The organism is Cellulomonas sp. H30R-01, from assembly GCF_010119915.1.
GTDB classification, from domain to species: Bacteria; Actinomycetota; Actinomycetes; order Actinomycetales; family Cellulomonadaceae; genus Cellulomonas; species Cellulomonas algicola.
Window position 1 is genome coordinate 4,396,507 of sequence record NZ_CP048210.1, and the last position, 22,874, is coordinate 4,419,380.

Consider the following 22,874-nt stretch of genomic DNA (forward strand, 5'->3'; position numbering starts at 1 on the left):
CGGTTCGCAACAACGCCTCGGACCGACCGGGGCGCGCGGACCAGGAGGTGCACCATGACCACGCAGACGAACCAGAAGAAGGACAACCGCAAGCGGCTCGCCGCGGTCGCCCTCGTCGGGCTCGGCATCGCCGGCCTGGCCACGGCCTCCGCCTCGCAGCTCGCCGTCGGCGCCGAGGACCGGGTCGCGTCCGGCGTCGCGACCGACGTCGACGGCCTCACGGGCGCCGTCGCGACCCTGAGCACCGAGCGCGACGGCACCGCGCCGCCCGACGCCTCCGGTGCCGTCCCGGTCGTCCTGACGATCGCCCTCTCCGACGTGCCCGCCGGGGTCGACCTCGGCGACTGGACCGGCACCGTCTACGTCGGCGCGTCCGACACCGTCGGCATCGCGTTCGACCCCGCCGCCCCGCAGCCCATCGCGGGCGGGCTCACCAGCCACGACGAGCTCGACACCGTGTCGGTCGTCCTGGTGAAGAACGCCTGACCACCCGTCCCCGAGGAGGAAGCCCATGACCACGACCACGCCGCCCGCGGCCGCCAGGACCGCGACCACGCGGACCCGCGCGCCCTGGCGGCGGGTCGTGGCGTGGGTGCCCGCGGCCCTCGTCGTCGCCGTCGCCGTCCTCCTGTGGCCGACGGCATGGGGCGGCGGGACCACGCTCGTCGTCGTCGCGGGCGAGTCGATGGCGCCCACGTACGCGTCCGGCGACCTCGTCGTCGCACGTGCCGGCACCGCGCACGTCGGCGACGTGGTCGTCTACCGGCCCGACGGCGTCGACGGCTACGTCGTCCACCGCGTCGTCGGCGGCGACGCCACGACCGGCTGGACGACGCGCGGCGACAACAACGGCTGGGACGACGTCTGGCACCCGACGGCCGAGGACGTCGTCGGTGTGGTCCGCTGGCACGTCCCGGGCCTCGGCGCCGTGACCGCTGTGCTCGCGTCGCCGACCACGTGGCTCGCCCTCGCGCTCGTCGTCGCCGGCTGGCTGGTGTGGCCCGGCCGCGCCCGCCCCGAGACCGAGCAGCCCGCGCAGGAGGTGGCCCGTGACCCGCACCCGTGAGCTGCGGGCGCCCGGCCTGCGCACCGCGACCGTCGCCCTCGCCCTCGTCCTCGCCGGCGGCGTCGCCGCCGCGTCGGCGTCGCGCCTGGACGTCGCCGCGCACGACCGCGTCGCCTCCGGGACGGCCGTCGTGACGCCCCCGTGCGACGACGACGTCACGACCCGCCTCGTCTACGAGCAGGCCGGCGGCGTCGACACCGAGCGGGTCGACGCGATCGACGTCCTCGACGTCGACGCGACCGCGTGCGCGGGACGCACCGTCGCCGTGACCGGCCACGACGCCGCGGCGACCGTCGTGCTCTCCGCGAGCGCGCCCCTGCCCGCCGGCGCGTCGTCCGTCCGGCTCGGCGGCTTCGCGCCCGTGACCGCGACCGCAGTCCGCTCCCTGGTGGTGACGCTGTCATGAGCCGTCGTCGCGGCCTCGGCCGCCGCTGGCCCGGCGTCGCCGCGCTCGCCGCCCTCGCCCTCGCCGTCGTCGGCGCCGGGCTCCCCGTCGAACCGGCGAGCGCGTCGCGCCTCGACGTCCGCGCGCAGCCTGCCGCGGTCGTCGCCCGCAACGCGTGCACCGCGACCCCGGTGCAGGTCGTCCCGACGACGACCACCGCACCGACGGCCGTCCGGCTCGACGGTCTCACCGCGGCCGACCAGGCCGCGTGCGCGGGACGTCCCGTCGTCGTGACGCTGTTCGGCGCCTCCGGCGTCCTCGGGACCGCGCAGGGCACGCTCGCGAGCGGCACCCAGACCTACGCACTCACGGGTGCGCCGACGCCGACCGCCGTCACGCGCGTGCGCGTGCTCGTGGGCGGGTTCGCCGTCCCCGCGACGTGGCGCCTCCCGGGTCCGGCGCCGGACTCGTGCCGCGTCGTGAAGGCCGACGGCAGCGCGAGCGCGACGCCGTGCACCGTGACCGGCACGGGTGCGCCGAACTTCTGGACGGGCAACGCGTACTGGACCGTCTACTTCTCCGCGCCCGGCATCCAGCAGGACGAGCACGTCGAGTTCGCGTTCACCGTGCCCGACCGCGCCGTCCCGGCCGGCTGGGTGTGGTCGGCCGCGACGGTGGTGCAGGTCAACAACGCGGCGCAGCTGACGTCGCGGTGCGCCGACCTGCCGACGGTCCGCGGGACGCTCCCGGGCAACATCGGCGCGACGCCCGAGGTGCAGGTCCGGTTGACGACCGAGGGCGGGATGCCGCCGCTGTGCCTGCCCTGAGCGGAGCCGCCGCGACTGTCGCTGCGGCGCCGAGCCGGACGGCCGCGGCCGTCGCGGACCCCGGGAGGTCAGGGCAGGCGCCAGTCGACCGGGTCCGCGCCCTGCTCCTCGAGCAGGCGGTTGACGGTCGAGAACGGGCGCGACCCGAAGAACCCGCGGCTCGCCGACAGCGGCGACGGGTGCACCGACTCGACCCGCGGCACGGACCCGAGGGCCGGGCGCAGCGACTGCGCGTCGCGCCCCCAGAGGACCGCGACGAGCGGGCCGCCGCGCTCGACGAGCGCCGCGATCGCGCGGTCGGTGACCGCCTCCCAGCCGCGACCCCGGTGCGACGCGGGCGCGCCCGGCCGGACCGTCAGGACCCTGTTGAGCAGCATCACGCCCTGGTCGGCCCACGGCGACAGGTCGCCCGTCGTCGGCCGTGGCACGCCGAGGTCGGCGACGAGCTCCTTGAAGATGTTGTCGAGCGAGCGCGGCAGGGGCCGCACGTCCGCCTGCACCGAGAACGACAGACCCATGGGATGGCCCGGCGTGGGGTAGGGGTCCTGGCCGACGACGAGCACGCGGACGTCCGCGAGCGGGCGGCTGAACGCCCTCAGCACGGACTCGCCCGCGGGCAGGTACCCGTGGCCCGCGGCGACCTCGTCGCGCAGGAACTGCCCGGCCGCACGGATCTGCGGCTCGACCGGCGCCAGCGCCTGCGCCCAGTCCGGTGCGACGAGCGACGCGAGGGGAGCCGGGTTCACGCGGGCGAGGCTACCCGGTCGGCCACCCGAGCCGGTGACGGGCGGTGAGGCGGAATGACACCGGTGTGGTTCGCACCTACGATGGCCGCTGACCGACCCGCCCTGCACCACCGAGGAGGCCGTATGGACACCGCGACCGCGCTCCCGATCGGCACCGTCGACGCTGGGCCGGACGGGGGAACCTCCGGCCTGACCGAGCGCGACGAGCAGATCCTCGCGTTCGAGCGCCAGTGGTGGAAGTACGCCGGCGCCAAGGAGCAGGCGGTCCGCGAGCTGTTCGACATGTCCGCCACGCGGTACTACCAGGTGCTCAACGCCCTCATCGACGAGCCCGCGGCCCTGGCCCACGACCCCATGCTGGTCAAGCGTCTGCGGCGCCTGCGGCAGTCCCGGCAGCGGGCCCGTACCGCGCGTCGCCTCGCGACCGACGCCTGAGCCCCAGGTCCAGCGGATAGCCTGCGGCCGTGAGCAAGGCGGACTACCCCTACCCGGACGACGAGTTCGACGCCGCAGCGGACCCCGACGCGCCGCGCGGCGTCCACCGTGCGCCGCGCTCGGCGTGGAGCCGGTGGTGGCCGTTCCTCGCGGTCCTCGTCCTCGCTCCTGTCCTCGCCTACGGCGCCGTGACGGCGTGGGGCATCATCAACGGGGCCGACGACTCGCCCGGCAGCTCGACCGTCGACGACGGCGGGACCGGTGACGAGGGCACGACCGACGGCACGGAGGAGACGCCCGCCGACGGGACCGAGGAGCCGCCCGTCGAGAGCGAGGCGCCGCCCGCGGTCGAGCCCGTGCTGAGCACGCCCGTGCAGGTGCTCAACGCCTCGGGCGTCAGCGGGGTCGCCGCCCGCCAGCAGGCCAAGCTCCAGGAGGCCGGCTTCACCGCCGCGACGACCGGCAACTCCGACGGCGAGGGCGTGACCGACTCGACCGTCTTCTACGCGAGCGAGGACCTGCGGTCGACCGCCGACCTCGTCGCCCAGACGCTCGGGCTCACCGCCGTCACGCTCTCCCCGGACCAGGCGGGCGACGGCATCGCCGTCGTCCTGCGCACCGACCCCGACGCCTGACCGGGGCCGACGCCCTGGTCACCTCCGAGATGACCCTGGTCGTGGCGTGCCCGTGACCACTAGGCTCACGCGCACCGGGGGCCGGCGGAGCCCGCGGCGCACCGATCGTCGAGGAGTTCGCATGGCCCAGGGCACCGTGAAGTGGTTCAACGCGGAGAAGGGGTACGGCTTCATCACCCCGACCGGCGGAGGGCAGGACCTCTTCGTGCATTTCAGCGCCATCCAGGTCGACGGCTACCGGACCCTCGAGGAGGGCCAGCAGGTCGACTTCGAGGTCGGCCAGGGCACGAAGGGCCCGCAGGCCGAGCAGGTTCGCCCCGTCTGACCTGACGCCCCGGCGTCGTCTCCCCGGCACTCCAGCTCCGGACATCCACGTCGGACGCATCGGCGAGGGCCGCGCACCCACCGTGGTGCGCGGCCCTCGCGCGTCCCTGCCCGAGGACGGCAGGGTGCGCGACGGCTGAGCGGCGTCGGCGGGCGGAGAGGCGTCGGGGGGAAGCGGCGTCAGCGGGGGAGCGGAGCCGCGTGCGGCGTCGTCGTCGACGCCGCGGTGTCGAGCGCGTCGAGCGCGAGCAGCACGCACGCGGCGCTCCACGCGAGCGGCGCGACCGCGGCCGGCGACCCGTCGCCGAGCACCTTCTCCGGGATCGACCCGGCGGTCGTGCGGTGCGCGTCGAGGAAGTCGAGCCACCCGCGCGCGAGCCCCGGCTCGCCGTTCTCTGCGGCGACCCACGCGTAGAGCGACGTCTGCGGGGTCCACGAGACGCCGTCGTCCCGCCAGCCCGCGCCCGGCGCGAGCCCGCTCGCGGGGCGGCGCATCGTCGGGACCGACGCGAGCCACGCGTCGTGCGCGCCCGGTGCAGGTGCCCGCAGGAACGGTGTGAGCAGGAACGCGGTCGCGGCGTCCGCGTGGCCGCCCGCCGCGTACCGGGCGTAGCCCGACCCGCCGAACTCGCGGATCGTGGCGACCTGGCTGCGCGTCGCGGCACGGGCGGCGGCGTCCGCGAGCGCCACGTCGCCCGTCATCCGGAGCAGCCGGTCGGCCTGCTGGAGGCCCGCGACGAGCGGGACGACCGTGCCCAGCGTCAGCGAGCGCTCGGGCACCTCCCAGTAGTCGGGCGACGCGGGCGGCAGGCCCGTGCCCGCGACGAGCGCGGTCGCGCGCTGCGTCGACCGGACGACGAGGGGGTGCAGCCGGTGCGCGGCGGCCGCGCGCTCCGCGGGGTCGTCGAGCTCGGCGACGACGAGTCCCGCGGCCCACAGCGCCCAGCCCGTGCCGTCCGTCTGGACGCCGCGGTCGTCGGGCGGACCCGAGCCGTCGGGCAGGTACCGCGCCTGGAACGAGCCGTCGGCGGCCTGGACGCCGTCGAGGAACGCGAGCACGTCGAGCGCGTCCTCGACGTGACCGGTGCGGGCGAGCGCCACCGACACGAACGCCGCGTCGCGCGGCCACACGTACCGCCAACGCTCCGACCATCCCGCGACGGCGGCGCCGCCCGGCAGCAGCAGCGTGCGCAGGTCGAGGAGCGCGGCGCGGGCCATCGGCTCGTACGGGCTGCCCGCTCCCGGGACCGTCCCGGCCTCCAGCCAGTCACGCTGGACCTGCGCGGCCGCGTCCGCCCCCGGCAGCCCGCGTGACGTCGCCGCCGCCGCGGCCGAGGGCGCACCGAAGGCCTGCGCGAGCGTCGCCGCGGCGGGGTCGAGCACGCGCGAGCCGGCGAGGAACGTCGGGTCGGTGCCGCTGCGCACCTCGGCCCGGGTGCCGTCGGGCAGCAGCGTGACGGTCTCCTGGTAGAGGGGGATCTGCGCCCACGTCGTCGGCGGGCCGACGACCGCGACGGGCGGTGCCGTGCGCGGGGTGGTGCTGTCGTCGGGGGGCAGGTGTGCGGCGAGGACGGCCAGGGCGACGGCGCCGCCGAGCGTGGCGGTGGTCACGCGCGCGAGCGGACCCGGCGTGCGGCGCGCGGTGCTCGGTCGCGGGTGCGGCTGCGGGCGGGCTGGTGCGACGGCGGGGCGAGGCAGGGGCGCCGCGCGTCCCCGGGGCGGCGCGAGCGTGCCCGGCGCGGTGCCGCCCGGCGTGGTGCCGCCCGGCACGGTGACGGCGTCGACGACGTCGTCGACCACCCCGGTGTGACCTGGCACACGCGCACGATAGACCGGCGGGCGTGCGCGTCCGGGCGGTTCCGCGGGTGAGACCGCGGTCGGGCCGGTCGGGCGTCCAGGAGACGACGGGCCCGCGAGGTGCGTGCGACGTCCGTCCGGCGAGCGGGGGACCGGTGCGGCGTCGGCTCGACGGCTCGTCCCTGGGCGAACGCGCCTTGCACTCGCAGGGGTCGAGTGCTAACCATTGACTTAGCACTCTCGGGTCGAGAGTGACAGAAGCATCGGCCGCCCGGTGAGGTGCGTCGCGTCGCGGGACATGACCGCGCGGGGCGCGTCGTCCGTCGCGGGCACCCAGCGGCCACCACGCAAACCGAGCGAAGGATCACAGCCCCATGGCCAAGATCATTGCCTTCAACGAGGAGGCCCGCCGCGGCATCGAGCGGGGTCTCAACACCCTCGCCGACACCGTCAAGGTCACCCTGGGCCCCAAGGGCCGCAACGTCGTGCTGGACAAGAAGTGGGGCGCCCCCACGATCACCAACGACGGTGTCTCCATCGCCAAGGAGATCGACCTCGACGACCCGTTCGAGAAGATCGGCGCGGAGCTCGTCAAGGAGGTCGCCAAGAAGACCGACGACGTCGCCGGTGACGGCACGACGACGGCGACCGTCCTGGCCCAGGCGCTCGTCCGCGAGGGCCTGCGCAACGTGGCCGCGGGTGCGAACCCGATCGCGCTGAAGAAGGGCATCGAGAAGGCCGTCGAGGCCGTCACGACGCAGCTCCTCGCGCAGGCCAAGGAGGTCGAGTCCAAGGAGGAGATCGCCGCCACGGCCGCCATCTCCGCCGGTGACACCGCGATCGGCGAGCTCATCGCCGAGGCCCTCGACAAGGTGGGCAAGGAGGGTGTCATCACGGTCGAGGAGTCGTCCGCGCTGGGCCTCGAGCTCGAGCTCACCGAGGGCATGCGCTTCGACAAGGGCTTCCTGTCGGCGTACTTCGTGACCGACCCCGAGCGCCAGGAGGCCGTCCTCGAGGACGCGTTCGTCCTGCTCGTCGAGTCGAAGATCTCGAACGTCAAGGACCTGCTGCCGCTGCTGGAGAAGGTCATCCAGTCCGGCAAGCCGCTGTTCATCGTCGCCGAGGACATCGAGGGCGAGGCCCTGGCCACGCTCGTCGTGAACAAGCTCAAGGGCACGTTCAAGTCCATCGCCGTCAAGGCGCCGGGCTTCGGTGACCGCCGCAAGGCCATGCTCCAGGACATCGCGATCCTCACGGGCGGCCAGGTCGTCTCCGAGACCGTCGGGCTCAAGCTCGACACGGTCGGCCTCGAGGTCCTCGGCACGGCCCGCAAGGTCGTCGTCACCAAGGACGAGACCACGATCGTCGAGGGTGCCGGCGACGCCGCGCAGATCGCCGGTCGCGTCTCGCAGATCCGCGCCGAGATCGAGAACTCCGACTCGGACTACGACCGCGAGAAGCTGCAGGAGCGCCTCGCCAAGCTCGCGGGCGGCGTGGCCGTCATCAAGGCGGGCGCGGCCACGGAGGTCGAGCTCAAGGAGCGCAAGCACCGCATCGAGGACGCCGTCCGCAACGCGAAGGCGGCCGTCGAGGAGGGCATCGTCGCCGGTGGTGGCGTGGCCCTCATCCAGGCCGGCGCGCTCGCGTTCGAGAAGCTCGAGCTCGAGGGTGACGAGGCCACCGGTGCCGCGATCGTCAAGCTCGCGATCGAGGCCCCGCTCAAGCAGATCGCCGTCAACGCCGGTCTCGAGGGTGGCGTCGTGGCCGAGAAGGTCCGCAACCTCCCGACGGGTCACGGCCTCAACGCCGCGACCAACGAGTACGAGGACCTGCTGGCCGCGGGCGTCAACGACCCGGTCAAGGTCACGCGCTCCGCGCTGCAGAACGCCGCGTCCATCGCGGCGCTGTTCCTCACCACCGAGGCCGTCGTGGCCGACAAGCCCGAGAAGGCTCCGGCCCTCCCGGCCGGCGGTGGCGACGACTTCGGCGGCGGTTTCTGATCCGCTGACGTGAGTCGCGCGGCCTGACGGCCGCACGGCACGACCCGCACGGCACGAGGGGCCGGTCACCTGAGGGTGGCCGGCCCTTCGTCGTGCTCCCGTCGACGGTCACCCCCGTCGGGTGACGTGCGCGGGTCGGGCGCCGACCTACGGTGCCCGCAGCCGCTGTGGAACGGGCGGCCGACGGGAGGTCGCCATGGGGGACGAGCACGAGGCCGCGGTCCGGGAGCGCGACACCTCCGCAGCGCACGTGGGTGCGCCGGAGGACGGGCACCGGCCGCACGCGCACGTGCGCCGCGAGGGCCAGGTCCGCGAGATCGTCACCGTGGTCGTCCTGTCGGTGACCGCCGTCCTCACCGCGTGGAGCGTGTTCGAGGCCAGCCAGTGGGGCGGCGAGATGTCGATCGCGTTCTCGAAGGCGTCGTCGTCACGCATCGAGGCGAGCCGCCAGGCGGCGGAGGCCGACGCGGCGCGCGGGTACGACCTGCAGACGTTCGCGGTGTGGGTGCAGGCCGTCGCGCAGAAGGACGAGCCGTTGGCGGAGTTCGTCCGGCAGCGGTTCAGCCCGCACTTCGCGCCCGCGGTCGACGAGTGGCTCGCGCTCAAGCCGCTGCAGGACCCGTCCGCGCCGCGCAGCCCGTTCGCGATGCCGTCGTACGAGCCGCCCGGGACGGCCGAGGCCGCGGCTGCCGACCAGCGCGCCGAGCAGTGGTTCGCCCGCGGTCTCGTCCTCGACGAGCGCAGCGACCGCTACACGTTCCTCACGGTGCTGTTCGCGCTCGTGCTGTTCTTCGCGTCGCTGTCGACCCGCGGCCGCACCGAGCGCCTGCGCTGGGTCGTCCTCGGCGTGGCGCTCGTGCTGCTCGTGGCAGCCACGGCGTTCCTGCTGGCCTTCCCCAAGATCGTCTGACGTACGCTCCGCGGTGTGCACGAGACGACCGTGACCGTCGAAGGACGGTTCGACCACCACCACCCGGCCGAGCGCGGGACCGTCGTGCTGACGGTCGGCTTCGAGGGTCCCGACCGCGAGCGCGTCGTCGAGCGGACGCTGCGCGAGCACGGCCGGCTGGCCGGCGAGGCGAAGCGCCTGGCCGACCCCGCGGCGCCTGCCGTCACGTGGTGGTCGTCCGACCGCATCCGCGTCTGGTCCGACCGGCCGTGGAACAAGGACGGCAAGCAGCTGCCCCTGGTGCACCACGCCGCCGTGCGGCTCGACGTGAAGTTCCGGGACCTTGCGCGCCTGGCCGCGTGGGCCGAGGACGTCGCCGCACGCGACGGCGTGGCCGTGAGCGGCGTCGAGTGGGCGCTCACCGAGGTGACGAGGACGCGACTCACGGCGGACGCCCGCACCCGCGCGGTGCAGGACGCGGTCGCGACGGCCACGACCTACGCGCAGGCGCTCGGGCTGTCGACCGTCCGGCCGCTCGCCGTCGCGGACCCCGGGATGCTGGGCGACCAGTCCCGCCCGACGGGCGACCCGGGCGCGGCGCAGATGTCGCGCGCGGCCGCGGCCGCCGGGGTCGCGGGCGGGCTCGACCTCAAGCCGGAGGACATCACGGTCGCCGCGCGCGTCCACGCCCGCTTCGCCGCGTCCTGACCCGGCGGGCGTCTCGGCGTGCGACGTCTGCGCTGCTGCGTCAGACGAGGTGCTGGGTGATCGAGGACCCCGTCGCCGTGTGCGTCACGTGCGCCAGCGCCCCGTTGACCAGCGACAGGTGCGGCGGCACGTGCCCGCAGTCGACGTCGACCAGGACCGGGACGCCCAGGTCGCCGAGCGCGTGCCGTGCCGCGTCGTGCTGGGTCCACCCCGGCAGGTCGAGGCCGCGCGTGCGACCGACCAGCACCGCCGTCGCGGCGTCGAACCAACCGGCGTACCGCAGGCCGAGCAGGCGGCGCGTCGTGTCGGCGGCGTCGGACTCGGCGGACTCGACGTAGACGATCAGCCCCTCGGGTGCGTGCGTCGCCGCGAACCGCGCCACGTCGCCGTACGGGGTCCCGGCCAGGTGCGACACCGTCTCGAGGCAGCCGCCGACCAGCCGGCCGCGCACGTCGACGTCGCCCTCCGCGTCGATCCGCGTCCAGCCGCCCGGTGTGTCCAGGGTGAACCGGTCGACCTCCGGGTGGGTCGCGTAGTCGTCGAAGCCGCTGCCCCGGTACGCCTCGGCCGCGCCCTGCGTGAGCGTCGCGCCGGCCGGAGCGGTGACCACGTCCGTCCAGGGCAGCAGCGGCGACGGAACCCGGTACGGCGTGTCCATGAGGTTCTGGCCGTGCAGCGTCGCGACACCCGTGCGCAGGGTCAGCGGGAGCAGCAGCGTCGAGATGTCGGAGAAGCCGACGCACCACGTCGCGTCCTCACCGAGCGCGTCCCAGTCGAGCAGGCGCAGCAGGTCCATCGCGATCTCGCCGCCCCACGGCGGGACGACGGCGCGCACGTCAGGGTCGGTCGCGAACCGGGTGAGCTCCGCGGCGCGCGCCGGTGCCGGACCGCTCGCGATCCCCTCGCCGCGGACCAGGTCGCCCACGCGCACCTGCCACCCGCGGGACCGGAGCGTCGCGACGGCCACGTCGAGCCGTGCAGCGTGGCGCGGCTCGACACCGGCGGACGGCGCCGGGACGGCGACGACGTCACCGTCGACCAGGGGGCGGGGGTACCGGATCACCGGGTGAGTCTCGCAGCCCACCGACGCGCCGCGCGGCACCCCGGCCCGGCGAACGGCCCGCTCGCCTCACCGGTCGCGCCGACCGCCGGCCCCCGGGGACTCGGCGCTACGGTGGGGCGCGGCTGGACGCCGACCGGCGGAGGGAGCGCGGCGTGATCTTCTGGGGGCACCTCGACGCTGCCGACGCCGACGCCGCGCGCTACCGGTACACCGAGGAGCGCGACGACGGTGCGCCCGAGCCGGACGCCGGGATCCTCGTCGTGCCGGGGGACGACTGGACGGCGTGCCGCATCGACGGGCGTGACGACGTCCCGCACGGCGCGGTGCGGGTGGCGCGGAAGGTCGCGCGCGAACGCGACGCGACGGGGGAGTGGCCCGAGCGGACGGTGTGGTTCTCCTGCTGAGGTCCGTCCTCGCGCGCCGACCGGCCGTCGCGGCCCGCCGTCACTGCCGGTAGGACGACAGGAAGTTGCCGATGCGCTCGACGGCCTCCGCGAGCACGCGGGCCTCGGGGAGCGTGACGACGCGCAGGTGGTCAGGCGTGGGCCAGTTGAAGCCCGTGCCCTGCACCAGCAGGATGTGCTCGCTCACCAGCAGGTCGTGCACCAGGCGGGCGTCGTCGTGGATCTCGTGCACCTCGGGGTCCAGGCGCGGGAACAGGTAGAGCGCGCCGTCTGGACGCACGCACGTGACGCCGGGGATCGACGTCAGGCCGCGCCACGCGACCTCGCGCTGCTCGTGCAGCCGACCGCCGGGCGCGATGAGCCCCTCGATGGACTGCACGCCGCCGAGCGCGGCCTGCACGGCGTGCTGCGCGGGCACGTTCGGGCACAGGCGCGTCGACGCGAGCAGCTCGATGCCCTCGAGGAAGCCGGCGGCGTGCTCGCGCGGGCCGGTCACGACGAGCCAGCCCGACCGGTAGCCGGCGACGCGGTACGTCTTCGACAGCCCGTTGAACGTGAGCGTCAGCAGGTCGGGCGCGACGGTCGCCATGGGTGTGTGCACCGCACCGTCGAACAGGATCCGGTCGTAGATCTCGTCGGCCAGCACGAGCAGCGAGTGCCGCCGCGCGATGTCGGCGATCGCGGTCAGCGTCTCGCGCGAGTAGACCGCGCCCGTCGGGTTGTTCGGGTTGATGACGACGATCGCCTTGGTGCGCGGCCCGATCAGCGACTCCAGGTGGTCGAGGTCGGGCTGCCAGCCGTTCGACTCGTCGCACCGGTAGTGCACGGGCACGCCGTCCGACAGCGACGTCATCGCGGTCCACAGCGGGTAGTCGGGCGAGGGGATGAGCACCTCGTCGCCCTCGTCGAGCAGCGCCTGCATGACCATCGTGATGAGCTCGGAGACGCCGTTGCCGAGGAACACGTCGTCGACGTCGATCTGCGGGAAGCCGGGCTCGGTCTCGTAGCGCGTGACGATCGCCCGGCGGGCCGACAGGATCCCGCGCGAGTCGGTGTACCCGTGGGCGTTCGGGATCGACGCGATGACGTCGCGCACGATCTGGTGCGGCGCCTCGAAACCGAACGCCGCCGGGTTGCCCGTGTTGAGCCGCAGGATCGTGTGCCCCTCGGCCTCCAGCCGCGCGACCTCGTCGAGCGCCGCGCCGCGGATCTCGTAGAGGACGTTCTTCAGCTTGGAGGACTGGTCGAGCGGACGCAGGTGCGGCATGTCGGGAGCGTACGCCGGACGTGACCGCGCCCGACGGGCCGACCGCCGTGGCCGAACCGGGACCGGGTCGAAACAGACCGTTCACGCGCGCGGGGGGCTGGCGGAAACATCCCGTCCCTAGCGTCTCCGGGCATGGGCACAGGGATGTATACACCTCGGGACACAGCGCGGTGCCTGCGGCTGTCCTCGTGCCTCGTCCGGTTCGTCCGTGAGCTCGTCCCCAGCGAAAGGCACGTCCGTTGACCAGACTCCTCACCACCCGCGCGCTCGCCGTCCCGGCCGCCGTCGCGCTCGTCCTGGCCCTCGGGGCCTGCGGCTCCCGGACCGACGCGGGCTCCTCCGGCGACTCCAGCGCGTCGGGCTCCGCGTCGTGCGTCGACACGTCCGGCGACTCGATCAAGATCGGCTTCCTCAACTCGCTGTCGGGCACGATGGCGATCTCCGAGCAGACCGTCCGCGACGCGCTCGACCTCGCGGCGGAGGAGATCAACGCCGGCGGCGGCGTGCTCGGCAAGCAGCTCGAGATCGTCGGCGAGGACGGCGCGTCCGAGCCCACGGTGTTCGCCGAGAAGGCCGAGAAGCTCATCAAGTCCGACTGCGTCGCGGCCGTCTTCGGCGGCTGGACGTCGTCGTCGCGCAAGGCGATGCTCCCCGTGTTCGAGAGCAACGACGCGCTGCTGTTCTACCCGGTCCAGTACGAGGGCCTGGAGGCGTCGCCGAACATCTTCTACACGGGCGCGACGACGAACCAGCAGATCCTGCCGGGCGTCGAGTACCTCAAGGAGCAGGGGAAGACGAAGCTCTTCCTCGTCGGGTCCGACTACGTGTTCCCGCGCACCGCCAACAAGGAGATCGTCGCCTGGGCCGAGGCGAACGGCGTCGAGATCGTCGGCGAGGAGTACGCGCCGCTCGGCCACACCGACTTCGCGACGATCGTCACCAAGCTCAAGGGCTCGGGCGCCGACGCGGTGTTCAACACCCTCAACGGCGACTCCAACGTCGCGTTCTTCAAGGAGTACAAGAACGTCGGCCTCACCGCCGACGCGCTGCCCGTCGTCTCCGTGTCGATCGCGGAGGAGGAGGTCGGCGGCATCGGCATCGAGAACATCGAGGGCCAGCTCACCGCGTGGAACTACTACCAGACGGTCGAGAGCCCCGAGAACGCCGACTTCGTCGCCGCGTTCAAGGCCAAGTACGGCGACGACCGCGTGACGAGCGACCCGATGGAGGCCGCGTACACGTCGCTCTACCTGTGGAAGGGCATGGTCGAGAAGGCCGAGTCGTTCGACGTCGCGGACATCCAGGAGGCGGCCGACGGTGTCTCGTTCGACGCCCCCGAGGGCACCGTGACGGTGAACGGCGACAACCACCACATCGCCAAGACCGCGCTCATCGGGAAGATCGGCCCCGACGGCCTCATCTACACCGAGTGGTCGTCCGACGGCCCGATCGAGCCGGACCCGTTCCTCGAGGGCTACGACTGGGCCGAGGGCCTGTCCTGACCCGCTGACCGGTGGTGCCCCGGCGCGACGCACGCGCGTCGGGGCGCCACCGCCTCCTCGTCCCCGGACCACAGGAAAGGACGGGCCGCGCATGGACGCCCTCGTCTCCCAGCTCTTCGCCGGGCTCAGCCTCGGGTCGGTGCTGCTGCTCGCGGCGCTCGGGCTCGCGCTGACGTTCGGTCAGATGGGCGTCATCAACATGGCGCACGGCGAGTTCATGATGGCGGGCGCGTACACCGCGTTCGTCGTGCAGGGCGTGATCGCCGACGCGGGCGTCTCGCTGCTCGTGTCCCTCGTGATCGGGTTCCTCGTCGGCGGGCTGCTCGGCCTGCTGCTGGAGGTCGCGCTCATCTCCCGGATGTACACGCGGCCGCTCGACACCCTGCTCGTGACGTTCGGCGTCGCGCTCGTGCTCCAGCAGGCCGCGCGCGACGTCTTCGGGGCGCCGAACGTCGACGTGCGGGCGCCGTCCTGGCTGTCGGGCGCCGTCGAGATCCTCGGCGTCGGTGTGCCCAAGACGCGGTTGTTCATCCTCGCGCTCGCGGTCCTCGCGGTCGTCGCGCTGTCGCTCGCGCTGCGGTTCACGCCGCTCGGCCGACGCATCCGCGCGACGGTCCAGAACCGCGACCTCGCGGAGACGTCGGGCATCTCGACGCGCGCGACCGACCGGCTGACGTTCTTCCTCGGGTCCGGCGTCGCGGGGGTCGCGGGCGTCGCGCTCACGCTGCTCGGGTCGATCGGCCCGACGCTCGGCACCAACTACATCGTCGACGCGTTCCTCGTCGTGGTCGTCGGCGGCATCGGCCAGCTCAAGGGCGCGGTCATCGCGGCCGTCGGGCTCGGGCTGCTGCAGGCCGGCATCGAGTACTCGACGACCGCCTCGATCGCCAAGGTGCTCGTGTTCGTCATCATCGTCGCGTTCCTGCAGGTCAGGCCGCAGGGCCTGGTCTCCGTGCGGACCCGGAGCCTCGCATGAGCGCCCGGCTCGGCCCGCGCGCCCGCGTGTGGGGCGGCTTCCTCCTCGCCGCGGCGCTGCTGCTCGGCGTCGCACCCGCCGTCCTCTCGGACTTCCGGCTCAACCTGCTCGGCAAGTTCCTGTGCCTCGCGATGGTCGCTGTCGGCATCGGCCTCGCGTGGGGCCGCGGCGGGATGCTCACGCTCGGGCAGGGCGTGTTCTTCGGGCTCGGCGGCTACCTCATGGCGATGCACCTCAAGCTCGCCGACGCCGGACCCGGTGGGGTGCCGGACTTCATGCTGCTGTACGGCGACGGGACGGTGCCCGGCTGGTGGGAGCCGTTCCGGTCACCGCTCGTCACGGTGCTCGCGATCCTGCTGCTCCCGGCGGGGCTGGCGGCGCTCCTCGGTCTCGCCGTGTTCAAGCGACGGGTCCGCGGCGCCTACTTCGCGATCCTCTCGCAGGCGCTCGCCGCCGCCTTCGCGATCCTGCTGATCGGCCAGCAGAAGGTCACGGGCGGCACCAACGGGCTCAACGGGTTCCAGGGCTTCTTCGGCTACGACCTGTCCGACCCCGTCAACAAGCGGATGCTCTACTACATCGCCGCGGTCGTGCTGCTGCTCATGGTCGCCGCCGTCCGGCTGCTCATGCGGTCCCGCTACGGCGAGCTCCTCGTCGCGGTCCGCGACCAGGAGAACCGCGTGCGGTTCCTCGGCTACGACCCCGCGCTCGTCAAGGTCGTCGCCTACACCGTCGCCGCCGCGTTCGCCGCGATCGGCGGGGCGCTGTTCACGCCCATCGTCGGGATCATCTCGCCCGCCGACGTCGGCGTCGTGCCGTCCATCGCGTTCCTCGTCGGCGTCGCGATCGGCGGCCGGGCCACCTTGCTGGGACCGGTCCTCGGCGCGATCGGCGTCTCGTGGGCCGAGACCAGCCTGTCCGAGTCGTTCCCGTCGTTCTGGACCTACTTCCAGGGTGCCCTGTTCGTCGTCGTCGTCGCGTTCCTGCCGAACGGCCTGGCCACGCTGGGTCAGGTCTGGCGGCGACGGCGCGGCGGGTCCGTGGCCGGGTCGGGGGACAGCGGCGATGACGCGGGTGACGCGGTGCTGCGGGACGCGCCGCGCAGTGACGACCACGAGTCCGGGGTCCACGACCCCGCCGTCAGCGGGAGGCACGCATGAGCACCGAGCGCCACCACGCCGCGCCCTCGACGCACGGGCCGACCGGCGGCGAGCCGGTCGACGGCGGCACGGTCGACGGCCGCACTGTCGACGGCGGCCCGCTCGACGGGCCAGTCGACGGCACGACCGGCCTGGACACCGAGGCGCTCGAGGCCGTCATCGCGGCTCCCGGCGAGCGCTTCCGCCACGACTACCTCGAGGTGCGCGACCTGCGGGTCGTGTTCGACGGGTTCGTCGCCGTGGACGGCATCGACCTCACGGTCACCCAGGGTGACCTGCGGTTCCTCATCGGCCCCAACGGCGCGGGCAAGACGACCGTCGTCGACGCCATCACGGGCCTCGCACCCGCGACCGGGTCCGCGCGGTTCGGCGGCGTCGAGCTCGTCGGGCGCGCGTCGCACCGCACGGCCCGTGCGGGCGTCGGCCGGACGTTCCAGACGGCGTCCGTGTTCGACGAGCTCACCGTGCTCCAGAACCTCGACATCGCCGCCGGCTCGTCGCGTCGACCGTGGTCGATGCTGCGACGCCGGACCGACGTGCCCGAGCACGTCGAGGCCGCGCTCGACACCGTCGGCCTCGGGCACGTGCGGGACCTGCCCGCCGGGGTGCTCGCGCACGGCCAGAAGCAGTGGCTCGAGATCGGCATGCTGCTCGTCCAGGACGCGCGCCTGCTGCTGCTCGACGAGCCCGTCGCCGGGATGTCGCAGTCCGAGCGCGAGCAGACCGGGCGGCTCCTCCAGCGCATCGGCGAGCAGCGGACGGTCGTCGTCGTCGAGCACGACATGGAGTTCCTGCGGGCGTTCGCGTCGTCCGTCACCGTCCTGCACCAGGGGTCGGTGCTGTCCGAGGGGTCCGTCGCGCAGGTGCAGGCCGACCCGAAGGTCGTCGAGGTGTACCTCGGCCGGGACGCCGGCGCGCGGGCGTCGGCGGCGACCGTCGTGGGCGCCGCGCCGGCGGCGGTCTCGTCGTCCATGCCGGCCGGCTCGTCGTCCACGCCGCCGTCGGCGGGCTCGCCGTCGCCCGCGTCCTCGCCCGCGTCGTCCACGGAGGTGTCGTGATGCTCGAGCTCACCGGGGTGCACGTCGGGTACGGACGGACCTCCGTCATGCACGGGGTCGACGTGTCCGTCGCCGACGGGGGGGTGACCGCCGTGCTCGGCCACAACGGCGCCGGCAAGACGACCCTCCTGCGCGCCGCCGTCGGGCTGCTGCCCGTCCGGTCGGGCCGCGTCACGCTCGACGGCGAGGACGTCACGCGGCTGCGCCCGCACCAGCGGGTCCGCCGTGGGCTCGCGTACGTGCCGCAGGGGCAGCAGTCGTTCGGGCAGCTCACCGCGCGCGAGAACCTGCAGCTCGTCGCCGACGGTGCCGGGTCTGCCGGGGCGTCACGCGTCGACGACGCGCTCGACCTGTTCCCGGCGCTGCGCGGGCTGCTCTCGCGGCGGGCCGGGCTGCTGTCCGGCGGGCAGCGGCAGCAGCTCGCCATCGCGCGGGCGCTCGTCACCGGGCCGCGCGTCCTGGTCCTCGACGAGCCGACCGAGGGCATCCAGCCGTCCGTCGTGCAGGAGATCGAGGACGCCGTCGCGACGCTCACCGCGCAGCGCGGGCTCACCGTCCTGCTCGTCGAGCAGCACGTCGGCTTCGCGCTCGCCGCGTCGCAGCGGTACTACGTGCTCGAGTCCGGCCGCGTCACCAGCACCGGCTCGGGCGGGGTCGACCAGGAGGCCGACGTGCGGGCGGCGATGGCCCTGTGACCGTCGGTGCGGGCACGACGGCGGCGGCGCGTCCGGTGGTCGGTGAGGGCTGGTCGGCGGTGCGTGTCGCGGTCCAGGCCGGGGCCACGTCGGCAGCGAGGACCGTGGCCCGCGAGGGAGCGTCGCGCCACGGGCGCGTCGAGGGGGAGGACTACGCTCCGTGAGCATGAGCACCGGCCTGACCGGCCCGTCCGCCACGGCCGCCGACCCGACCCCCGGCACGGTCGGAGCGACACCCGTGGGGACGACCGACGAGGCCGCCGCCGAGGCGCGGTCGCTGCGCGAGGTCGTCTACCACCGGCTGCGCGACGACATCCTCAACGGCCGCATCTCCCCGCGCGAGCGGCTCACCGAGCCCAAGCTCGGCAAGGCGTTCGAGGTGTCCCGCACGCCCGTGCGCGAGGCGCTGTCCCGGCTGCTGTCCGACGGGCTCGTCGAGCGCACCGACTACGGGTACGCGGTCGTCGTCCCGAGCCTCGAGGACCTGCGCAACCTGTACGAGCTGCGCATCACCCTCGAGCTGCGCGGCATCGCGCGCGCCATCGAGAACCCGTCGGTCCGGCACGACGAGGCGGTCCTGCGCGAGGAGCTCGGCCGCTGGTACGCCCTGCGCGACGCGCCGCCCGAGCCAGACCCGTCGTTCGTGCTGCTCGACGAGCGGTTCCACCAGGCCCTGTCACGCGCGTCGGGCAACGCCCAGCTCACCGACGCGCTCGTCACGGTCAACCAGAAGATCCGTGCCGTGCGCATGCACGACTTCGTCGAGACCGGCCGCATCGCGCTCACCATCGACGAGCACATCGACATCGTCGAGCTCGTCCTGGAGCGCCGCCTCCCCGAGGCGCTGACCGCCCTGCACAAGCACGTCGGCGAGTCGCTCGAGGTCGTCATGGAGCGCGCCACCAGCGCCATGACCCGCATGGCCCTCGCCGGCTGACCTGCTGCGCGGCGTCGCCCTCGCCGCGTTCCTCTCTCGTCGGCGTCGGGCGACCCGGGGCTGGTGACCGGAACGAGCGTCGGAGCGGTACCCAGGCCCGGGTCGACCGGTGCGGGGCGTCCCGCGGCGTCGGCCGGGGACGACGGGAGGGGTCGTAACGCGACGTTTACGCGGGGTGGTGGGGTGGGAAACAACCGGTTCGTAGCGTGCGGGATACCGGGGTGTATACACACCCGCCGATCGTGATCCGCCGCCGTCGAGGCTGCGGGTGCGGCCGGTCCGACGACCGCACCGGGGGACGCCGTGTTCGACACCCTGCTCGTCGCCAACCGTGGCGAGATCGCCGTCCGCATCCTGCGCAGCGCGCGCGAGCTGGGCCTGCGGACGGTGGCGGTCTACTCCGACGCCGACGCGGCCGCCCCGCACGTGCGCCTCGCCGACGAGGCCGTGCGCCTCGGACCCGGCCCCGCCGCCGAGAGCTACCTGCGGACCGAGCTCGTCCTGCACGCCGCTGCCGAGACCGGCGCGGGCGCGATCCACCCCGGCTACGGGTTCCTCTCCGAGAACGCCGCGTTCGCCGCGCAGGTCGAGGCCGCCGGGCTCGCGTTCGTCGGTCCGACGCCCGCGCACCTGTCGGTGTTCGGCGACAAGCACGAGGCTCGCGAGGCCGCGCGCGCCGCGGGCGTGCCCCTGGTTGCCGGCTCAGGTCTCCTCGAGACCGTCGCCGACGCGCTGACCGCCGCCGAGCTCGTCGGGTACCCCGTCATGGTGAAGGCCGTCGGCGGGGGCGGCGGCATCGGCATGCAGGCGTGCGCCGACCCCGGCGAGCTCGTCGCCGCGTTCGACCGCGTGCAGCGCATCGCGGCCGCGTCGTTCGGGTCCGCCGGCGTCTTCCTCGAGCGGTACGTCGCCCGTGCGCGGCACCTCGAGGTCCAGGTCTTCGGCGACGGCGCCGGCCGCGTCGTGAGCCTCGGTGACCGCGACTGCTCGCTCCAGCGGCGCCACCAGAAGGTCGTCGAGGAGGCACCGGCCCCGGCGCTGCCGGCCGACGTCCGCACCGCGCTCCACGAGTCCGCGCGGGCACTCACGGCGTCCGTCGCCTACCGCTCCGCCGGCACCGTCGAGTACGTCTACGACGTCGACCGCGGCGAGGTGTCGTTCCTCGAGGTCAACACCCGCCTGCAGGTCGAGCACCCGGTGACCGAGGCCGTCACGGGCGTGGACCTCGTCGCGTGGATGATCCGGCTCGCGCAGGGAGACGCGTCGTTCCTCGACGACGTGCCCGACGCCGGCCCGGAGATCCGCGGCCACGCGGTCGAGGCGCGCGTCTACGCCGAGGACCCCCGCAAGGACCACCAGCCGAGCGCCGGGCTGCTCACCGAGGTCGTCTACCCCGACCCGTCGACGGGCGTGCGGGTCGACGCGTGGGCCGAGACGGGGCAGGAGGTCACGACGCTCTACGACCCGATGCTGGCCAAGGTGATCGTGCACGCCGACGACCGCGACGCCGCCCTCGCCGCGTCGGCCGCGGCGCTCGCGGGCACGCGCATGTCGGGGCTGCAGACGAACCTGCCGCTGCTGCGTGCCGCCGTCGCCGACCCGTCCGTGCGGGCCGCGACGCACACCACGGGCACGCTCGGCGGGGTCGTCGACGACGAGCCGCACGTCGCGGTCGAGCGCCCTGGCGTCATGACGACCGTGCAGGACTGGCCCGGACGCCTCGGCCACTGGGACGTCGGGATCTCGCCGTCCGGCCCCATGGACGACCTGTCGTTCCGCCTCGGCAACCGCGCGCTCGGCAACCCCGAGGGTGCGCCCGGGCTGGAGTGCACGCTCACCGGCCCGCGGCTGCGGTTCAGCCACGAGGCCGTCGTGTGCGTGACCGGCGCTGACGCACCCGTCACCGTCGACGGCGAACCCGTCCCGCAGTGGGAGCCGGTCGTCGTCCCCGCGGGTGCGGTGCTCGACGTCGGCGCGCCGTCGGGCGCGGGCCTGCGCACCTACGTGCTCGTGCGCGGCGGGCTGGACGTGCCGCTCTACCTGGGGTCGGCGTCGACGTTCTCGCTCGGTGGGTTCGGCGGCTACACCGGGCGGGCGCTCGCGCTCGGCGACACGCTGGTCCCGGCGGTGGTCCCGTCCGACGCGCCGCCCGTCGCCCCGGTGCCCGTCGACGTCCGGCCGCAGCTCGTGCACGCGTGGGAGGTCGCCGTCCAGGAGGGGCCGCAGCCCGCCCCGACGTACTTCACGCCCGACGACATGCAGATGCTCTACGACGCGACCTGGCAGGTGCAGACGCACGCCAACCGCACCGGCATCCGCCTCACCGGGCCCAAGCCGCAGTGGGCGCGACCCGACGGCGGCGAAGCCGGGCTGCACCCGTCGAACCTGCACGACAACCCGTACTCCGTCGGCGCGCTCAACGTCTCGGGCGACACCCCGATCCTGCTCGGACCCGACGGTCCCAGCCTCGGCGGGTTCGCGTGCCCCGTGACCGTCGTCGCCGGGCACCGCTGGAAGATGGGCCAGATCCGGCCCGGCGACACGGTGCGGCTCGTGCCGGTCCCCGAGGCGACCGCCGACGCGCTGCGCGGGTCGGACGAGCTGCGCTCCGCGGCGTCCGTCCCCGGCGGTCTCGGGGTCGGCCCCGACGGCGACGACGGTGTGCTCGCCCGCGTCGCCGGCGACCCCGCCGACCCGCTCGGCACGCCCGAGGTCGTCTACCTGCGGGGCGGCGACGACAACGTGCTCGTCGAGTACGGACCGATGGTGCTCGACCTCGGCCTGCGCATGCGCGTGCACGCGCTCGCCGAGGCGCTGCGCGCGCGCGACCTGCCCGGCGTCGTCGACCTCACGCCTGGCGTGCGCTCGCTGCACGTGCACGTCGACCCCGACGTCCTGCCCGTCCGCGCGCTCGTCGCGGTGCTCGTCGAGCTCGAGGCCGCCCTGCCTGCGACCGCCGACCTCGTCGTCCCGAGCCGCCGCATCCACCTGCCGCTGTCCTTCGACGACCCCGTCATCGCTGACGCCGTGCACCGCTACCAGGCGGGCGTCCGGCCCGAGGCGCCGTGGCTGCCGTCGAACATCGAGTTCGTCCGGCGCATCAACGGGCTCCCGTCGACGGAGGACGTCTTCGCCACCATGACGAGCGCCGAGTACCTGGTCCTCGGGCTCGGCGACGTCTACCTCGGCGCCCCGCTCGCAGTGCCGCTCGACCCGCGGCACCGGCTCATGACGACCAAGTACAACCCGGCCCGCACGTGGACCGCCGCCGACACCGTCGGGCTCGGCGGGCAGTACCTGTGCGTGTACGGCATGGACTCGCCCGGCGGGTACCAGCTCGTCGGGCGGACCGTGCCGATCTGGTCCGGCCACCGCCAGCGTGGGGTCTTCGAGGACGGCAAGCCGTGGCTGCTGCGGTTCTTCGACCGCGTCGTCTGGCACCCCGTCGGCGCCGCCGACCTGCTCGACCAGCGCGCCGCGTTCGCCGCCGGACGGCTCGAGGTGGAGGTCGAGCACGGCACGTTCTCGTACCGCGAGCACCTCGACCTTCTCGCCGAGCACGCCGACGACATCGCCGCGTTCCAGTCGCGCCAGGCCGCCGCGTTCGCGGAGGAGCGCGCCGCCTGGGCCGCCGCCGGGGAGCTCGACGCGCACGACGAGCCCGCACCCGACGCCGGCCCGGCCGGGGCAGACCTCGCCGGGGCCGCGCAGATCGAGCTCGCCGACGGGCACGTGCTCGTCGAGGCGCCCATGGTCGGGAGCGTGTGGCGGGTCGAGGCCGCTTCGGGCAGCCAGGTGCGCGAGGGCGACCTGCTCGTCGCGCTCGAGGCCATGAAGCTCGAGCTGGGTGTCGTGGCCCCCGCCGACGGGCGCGTGCTCGAGGTGCTCGTCTCGCCCGGTCAGCAGGTCGCGCCCGGCGCTCCGCTCGCCATCCTGGCCGTGGGCTCGTGACGGCGCGCGGACGGTGTGCACGGGCCGGCTGGTCGACGGCGCGCGGAGG

General features: G+C 74.4%; 22 protein-coding genes. 18 read left to right on the forward strand and 4 right to left on the reverse strand.

The window, feature by feature from the left end; genetic code table 11:
• The first annotated feature begins 54 nt into the window (after positions 1–54).
• From GXP71_RS19590 to GXP71_RS19605, 4 genes are read left to right on the forward strand one after another with little or no spacing between them, the layout of a single operon-like run.
• Entirely contained in the window at positions 55–486 is a 432-nt protein-coding gene (locus GXP71_RS19590; protein ID WP_162354050.1) for a hypothetical protein, read from the forward strand.
• A gap of 25 nt (positions 487–511) precedes the next feature.
• Positions 512–1,066, forward strand: a complete 555-nt coding sequence (locus GXP71_RS19595; RefSeq protein ID WP_162354051.1) for a signal peptidase I — start codon at positions 512–514, stop codon at positions 1,064–1,066.
• Positions 1,050–1,472 (forward strand): hypothetical protein, encoded by a 423-nt coding sequence (locus GXP71_RS19600; RefSeq protein ID WP_162354052.1) that lies wholly within the window; start codon positions 1,050–1,052, stop codon positions 1,470–1,472. Before GXP71_RS19595 ends, GXP71_RS19600 begins: the two co-directional genes overlap by 17 nt.
• Positions 1,469–2,278: a hypothetical protein gene (locus GXP71_RS19605; protein ID WP_162354053.1), complete on the forward strand. Its 810-nt coding sequence runs from the start codon at positions 1,469–1,471 to the stop codon at positions 2,276–2,278. The genes GXP71_RS19600 and GXP71_RS19605 overlap by 4 nt, the downstream gene beginning before the upstream one ends.
• 68 nt (positions 2,279–2,346) lie before the next feature.
• On the opposite strand, the gene GXP71_RS19610 is transcribed toward GXP71_RS19605, so the two are convergent.
• The gene (locus tag GXP71_RS19610; protein WP_162354054.1) at positions 2,347–3,024 is read right to left on the reverse strand and encodes a uracil-DNA glycosylase; all 678 of its coding nucleotides are present in this window, start codon (positions 3,022–3,024) and stop codon (positions 2,347–2,349) included.
• Between the two features lie 123 nt (positions 3,025–3,147).
• Here GXP71_RS19610 and GXP71_RS19615 point away from each other — a divergent pair, with 123 nt between their 5' ends.
• From GXP71_RS19615 to GXP71_RS19625, 3 genes are all read left to right on the forward strand, one after another.
• Entirely contained in the window at positions 3,148–3,459 is a 312-nt protein-coding gene (locus tag GXP71_RS19615) for a DUF3263 domain-containing protein (protein ID WP_124343644.1), read from the forward strand.
• Between the two features lie 29 nt (positions 3,460–3,488).
• Positions 3,489–4,094 (forward strand): LytR C-terminal domain-containing protein, encoded by a 606-nt coding sequence (locus GXP71_RS19620; RefSeq protein WP_162354055.1) that lies wholly within the window; start codon positions 3,489–3,491, stop codon positions 4,092–4,094.
• Positions 4,095–4,215: 121 nt separating this feature from the next.
• Positions 4,216–4,419, forward strand: coding sequence for a cold-shock protein (locus GXP71_RS19625; RefSeq protein ID WP_013769803.1), 204 nt, complete (start codon positions 4,216–4,218; stop codon positions 4,417–4,419).
• A 179-nt stretch (positions 4,420–4,598) separates the two neighbouring features.
• Here GXP71_RS19625 and GXP71_RS19630 read toward each other — a convergent pair whose 3' ends face one another.
• A complete protein-coding gene (locus GXP71_RS19630) occupies positions 4,599–6,029 on the reverse strand; it encodes a glycoside hydrolase family 15 (RefSeq protein WP_202924293.1) in 1,431 nt (476 codons plus the stop codon).
• Between the two features lie 560 nt (positions 6,030–6,589).
• On the opposite strand from GXP71_RS19630, the gene groL reads away from it, so the two are divergent.
• The 3 genes from groL (at position 6,590) to GXP71_RS19645 (ending at position 9,812) form a co-directional block, all read left to right on the forward strand.
• Positions 6,590–8,215, forward strand: coding sequence for a chaperonin GroEL (groL, locus tag GXP71_RS19635; RefSeq protein ID WP_162354056.1), 1,626 nt, complete (start codon positions 6,590–6,592; stop codon positions 8,213–8,215).
• Between the two features lie 196 nt (positions 8,216–8,411).
• Entirely contained in the window at positions 8,412–9,125 is a 714-nt protein-coding gene (locus GXP71_RS19640; RefSeq protein ID WP_202924294.1) for a hypothetical protein, read from the forward strand.
• Positions 9,126–9,140: 15 nt separating this feature from the next.
• The gene (locus GXP71_RS19645; protein ID WP_162354057.1) at positions 9,141–9,812 is read left to right on the forward strand and encodes an SIMPL domain-containing protein; all 672 of its coding nucleotides are present in this window, start codon (positions 9,141–9,143) and stop codon (positions 9,810–9,812) included.
• A 40-nt stretch (positions 9,813–9,852) separates the two neighbouring features.
• On the opposite strand, the gene GXP71_RS19650 is transcribed toward GXP71_RS19645, so the two are convergent.
• The gene (locus GXP71_RS19650; RefSeq protein ID WP_162354058.1) at positions 9,853–10,875 is read right to left on the reverse strand and encodes a S66 peptidase family protein; all 1,023 of its coding nucleotides are present in this window, start codon (positions 10,873–10,875) and stop codon (positions 9,853–9,855) included.
• A 152-nt stretch (positions 10,876–11,027) separates the two neighbouring features.
• On the opposite strand from GXP71_RS19650, the gene GXP71_RS19655 reads away from it, so the two are divergent.
• Positions 11,028–11,279 (forward strand): hypothetical protein, encoded by a 252-nt coding sequence (locus tag GXP71_RS19655; RefSeq protein ID WP_162354059.1) that lies wholly within the window; start codon positions 11,028–11,030, stop codon positions 11,277–11,279.
• A 40-nt stretch (positions 11,280–11,319) separates the two neighbouring features.
• Here GXP71_RS19655 and GXP71_RS19660 read toward each other — a convergent pair whose 3' ends face one another.
• Positions 11,320–12,546: a pyridoxal phosphate-dependent aminotransferase gene (locus tag GXP71_RS19660; RefSeq protein ID WP_162354060.1), complete on the reverse strand. Its 1,227-nt coding sequence runs from the start codon at positions 12,544–12,546 to the stop codon at positions 11,320–11,322.
• Positions 12,547–12,785: 239 nt separating this feature from the next.
• Here GXP71_RS19660 and urtA point away from each other — a divergent pair, with 239 nt between their 5' ends.
• The 7 genes from urtA (at position 12,786) to uca (ending at position 22,825) form a co-directional block, all read left to right on the forward strand.
• On the forward strand, positions 12,786–14,048 hold the full coding sequence (urtA, locus tag GXP71_RS19665; RefSeq protein ID WP_162354061.1) for an urea ABC transporter substrate-binding protein: 1,263 nt from the start codon (positions 12,786–12,788) through the stop codon (positions 14,046–14,048).
• A 91-nt stretch (positions 14,049–14,139) separates the two neighbouring features.
• Positions 14,140–15,024, forward strand: a complete 885-nt coding sequence (gene urtB, locus GXP71_RS19670; RefSeq protein WP_162354062.1) for an urea ABC transporter permease subunit UrtB — start codon at positions 14,140–14,142, stop codon at positions 15,022–15,024.
• A complete protein-coding gene (gene urtC, locus GXP71_RS19675; protein WP_162354063.1) occupies positions 15,021–16,184 on the forward strand; it encodes an urea ABC transporter permease subunit UrtC in 1,164 nt (387 codons plus the stop codon). Before urtB ends, urtC begins: the two co-directional genes overlap by 4 nt.
• Positions 16,181–17,242, forward strand: coding sequence for an urea ABC transporter ATP-binding protein UrtD (urtD, locus tag GXP71_RS19680; protein ID WP_238402516.1), 1,062 nt, complete (start codon positions 16,181–16,183; stop codon positions 17,240–17,242). Before urtC ends, urtD begins: the two co-directional genes overlap by 4 nt.
• Positions 17,242–17,937, forward strand: coding sequence for an urea ABC transporter ATP-binding subunit UrtE (gene urtE, locus GXP71_RS19685; RefSeq protein ID WP_162354064.1), 696 nt, complete (start codon positions 17,242–17,244; stop codon positions 17,935–17,937). The genes urtD and urtE overlap by 1 nt, the downstream gene beginning before the upstream one ends.
• Before the next feature lie 166 nt (positions 17,938–18,103).
• Positions 18,104–18,874: a GntR family transcriptional regulator gene (locus GXP71_RS19690; RefSeq protein ID WP_162354065.1), complete on the forward strand. Its 771-nt coding sequence runs from the start codon at positions 18,104–18,106 to the stop codon at positions 18,872–18,874.
• Between the two features lie 303 nt (positions 18,875–19,177).
• Positions 19,178–22,825: an urea carboxylase gene (gene uca / locus GXP71_RS19695; RefSeq protein ID WP_162354066.1), complete on the forward strand. Its 3,648-nt coding sequence runs from the start codon at positions 19,178–19,180 to the stop codon at positions 22,823–22,825.
• The last annotated feature ends 49 nt before the right edge of the window (positions 22,826–22,874 follow it).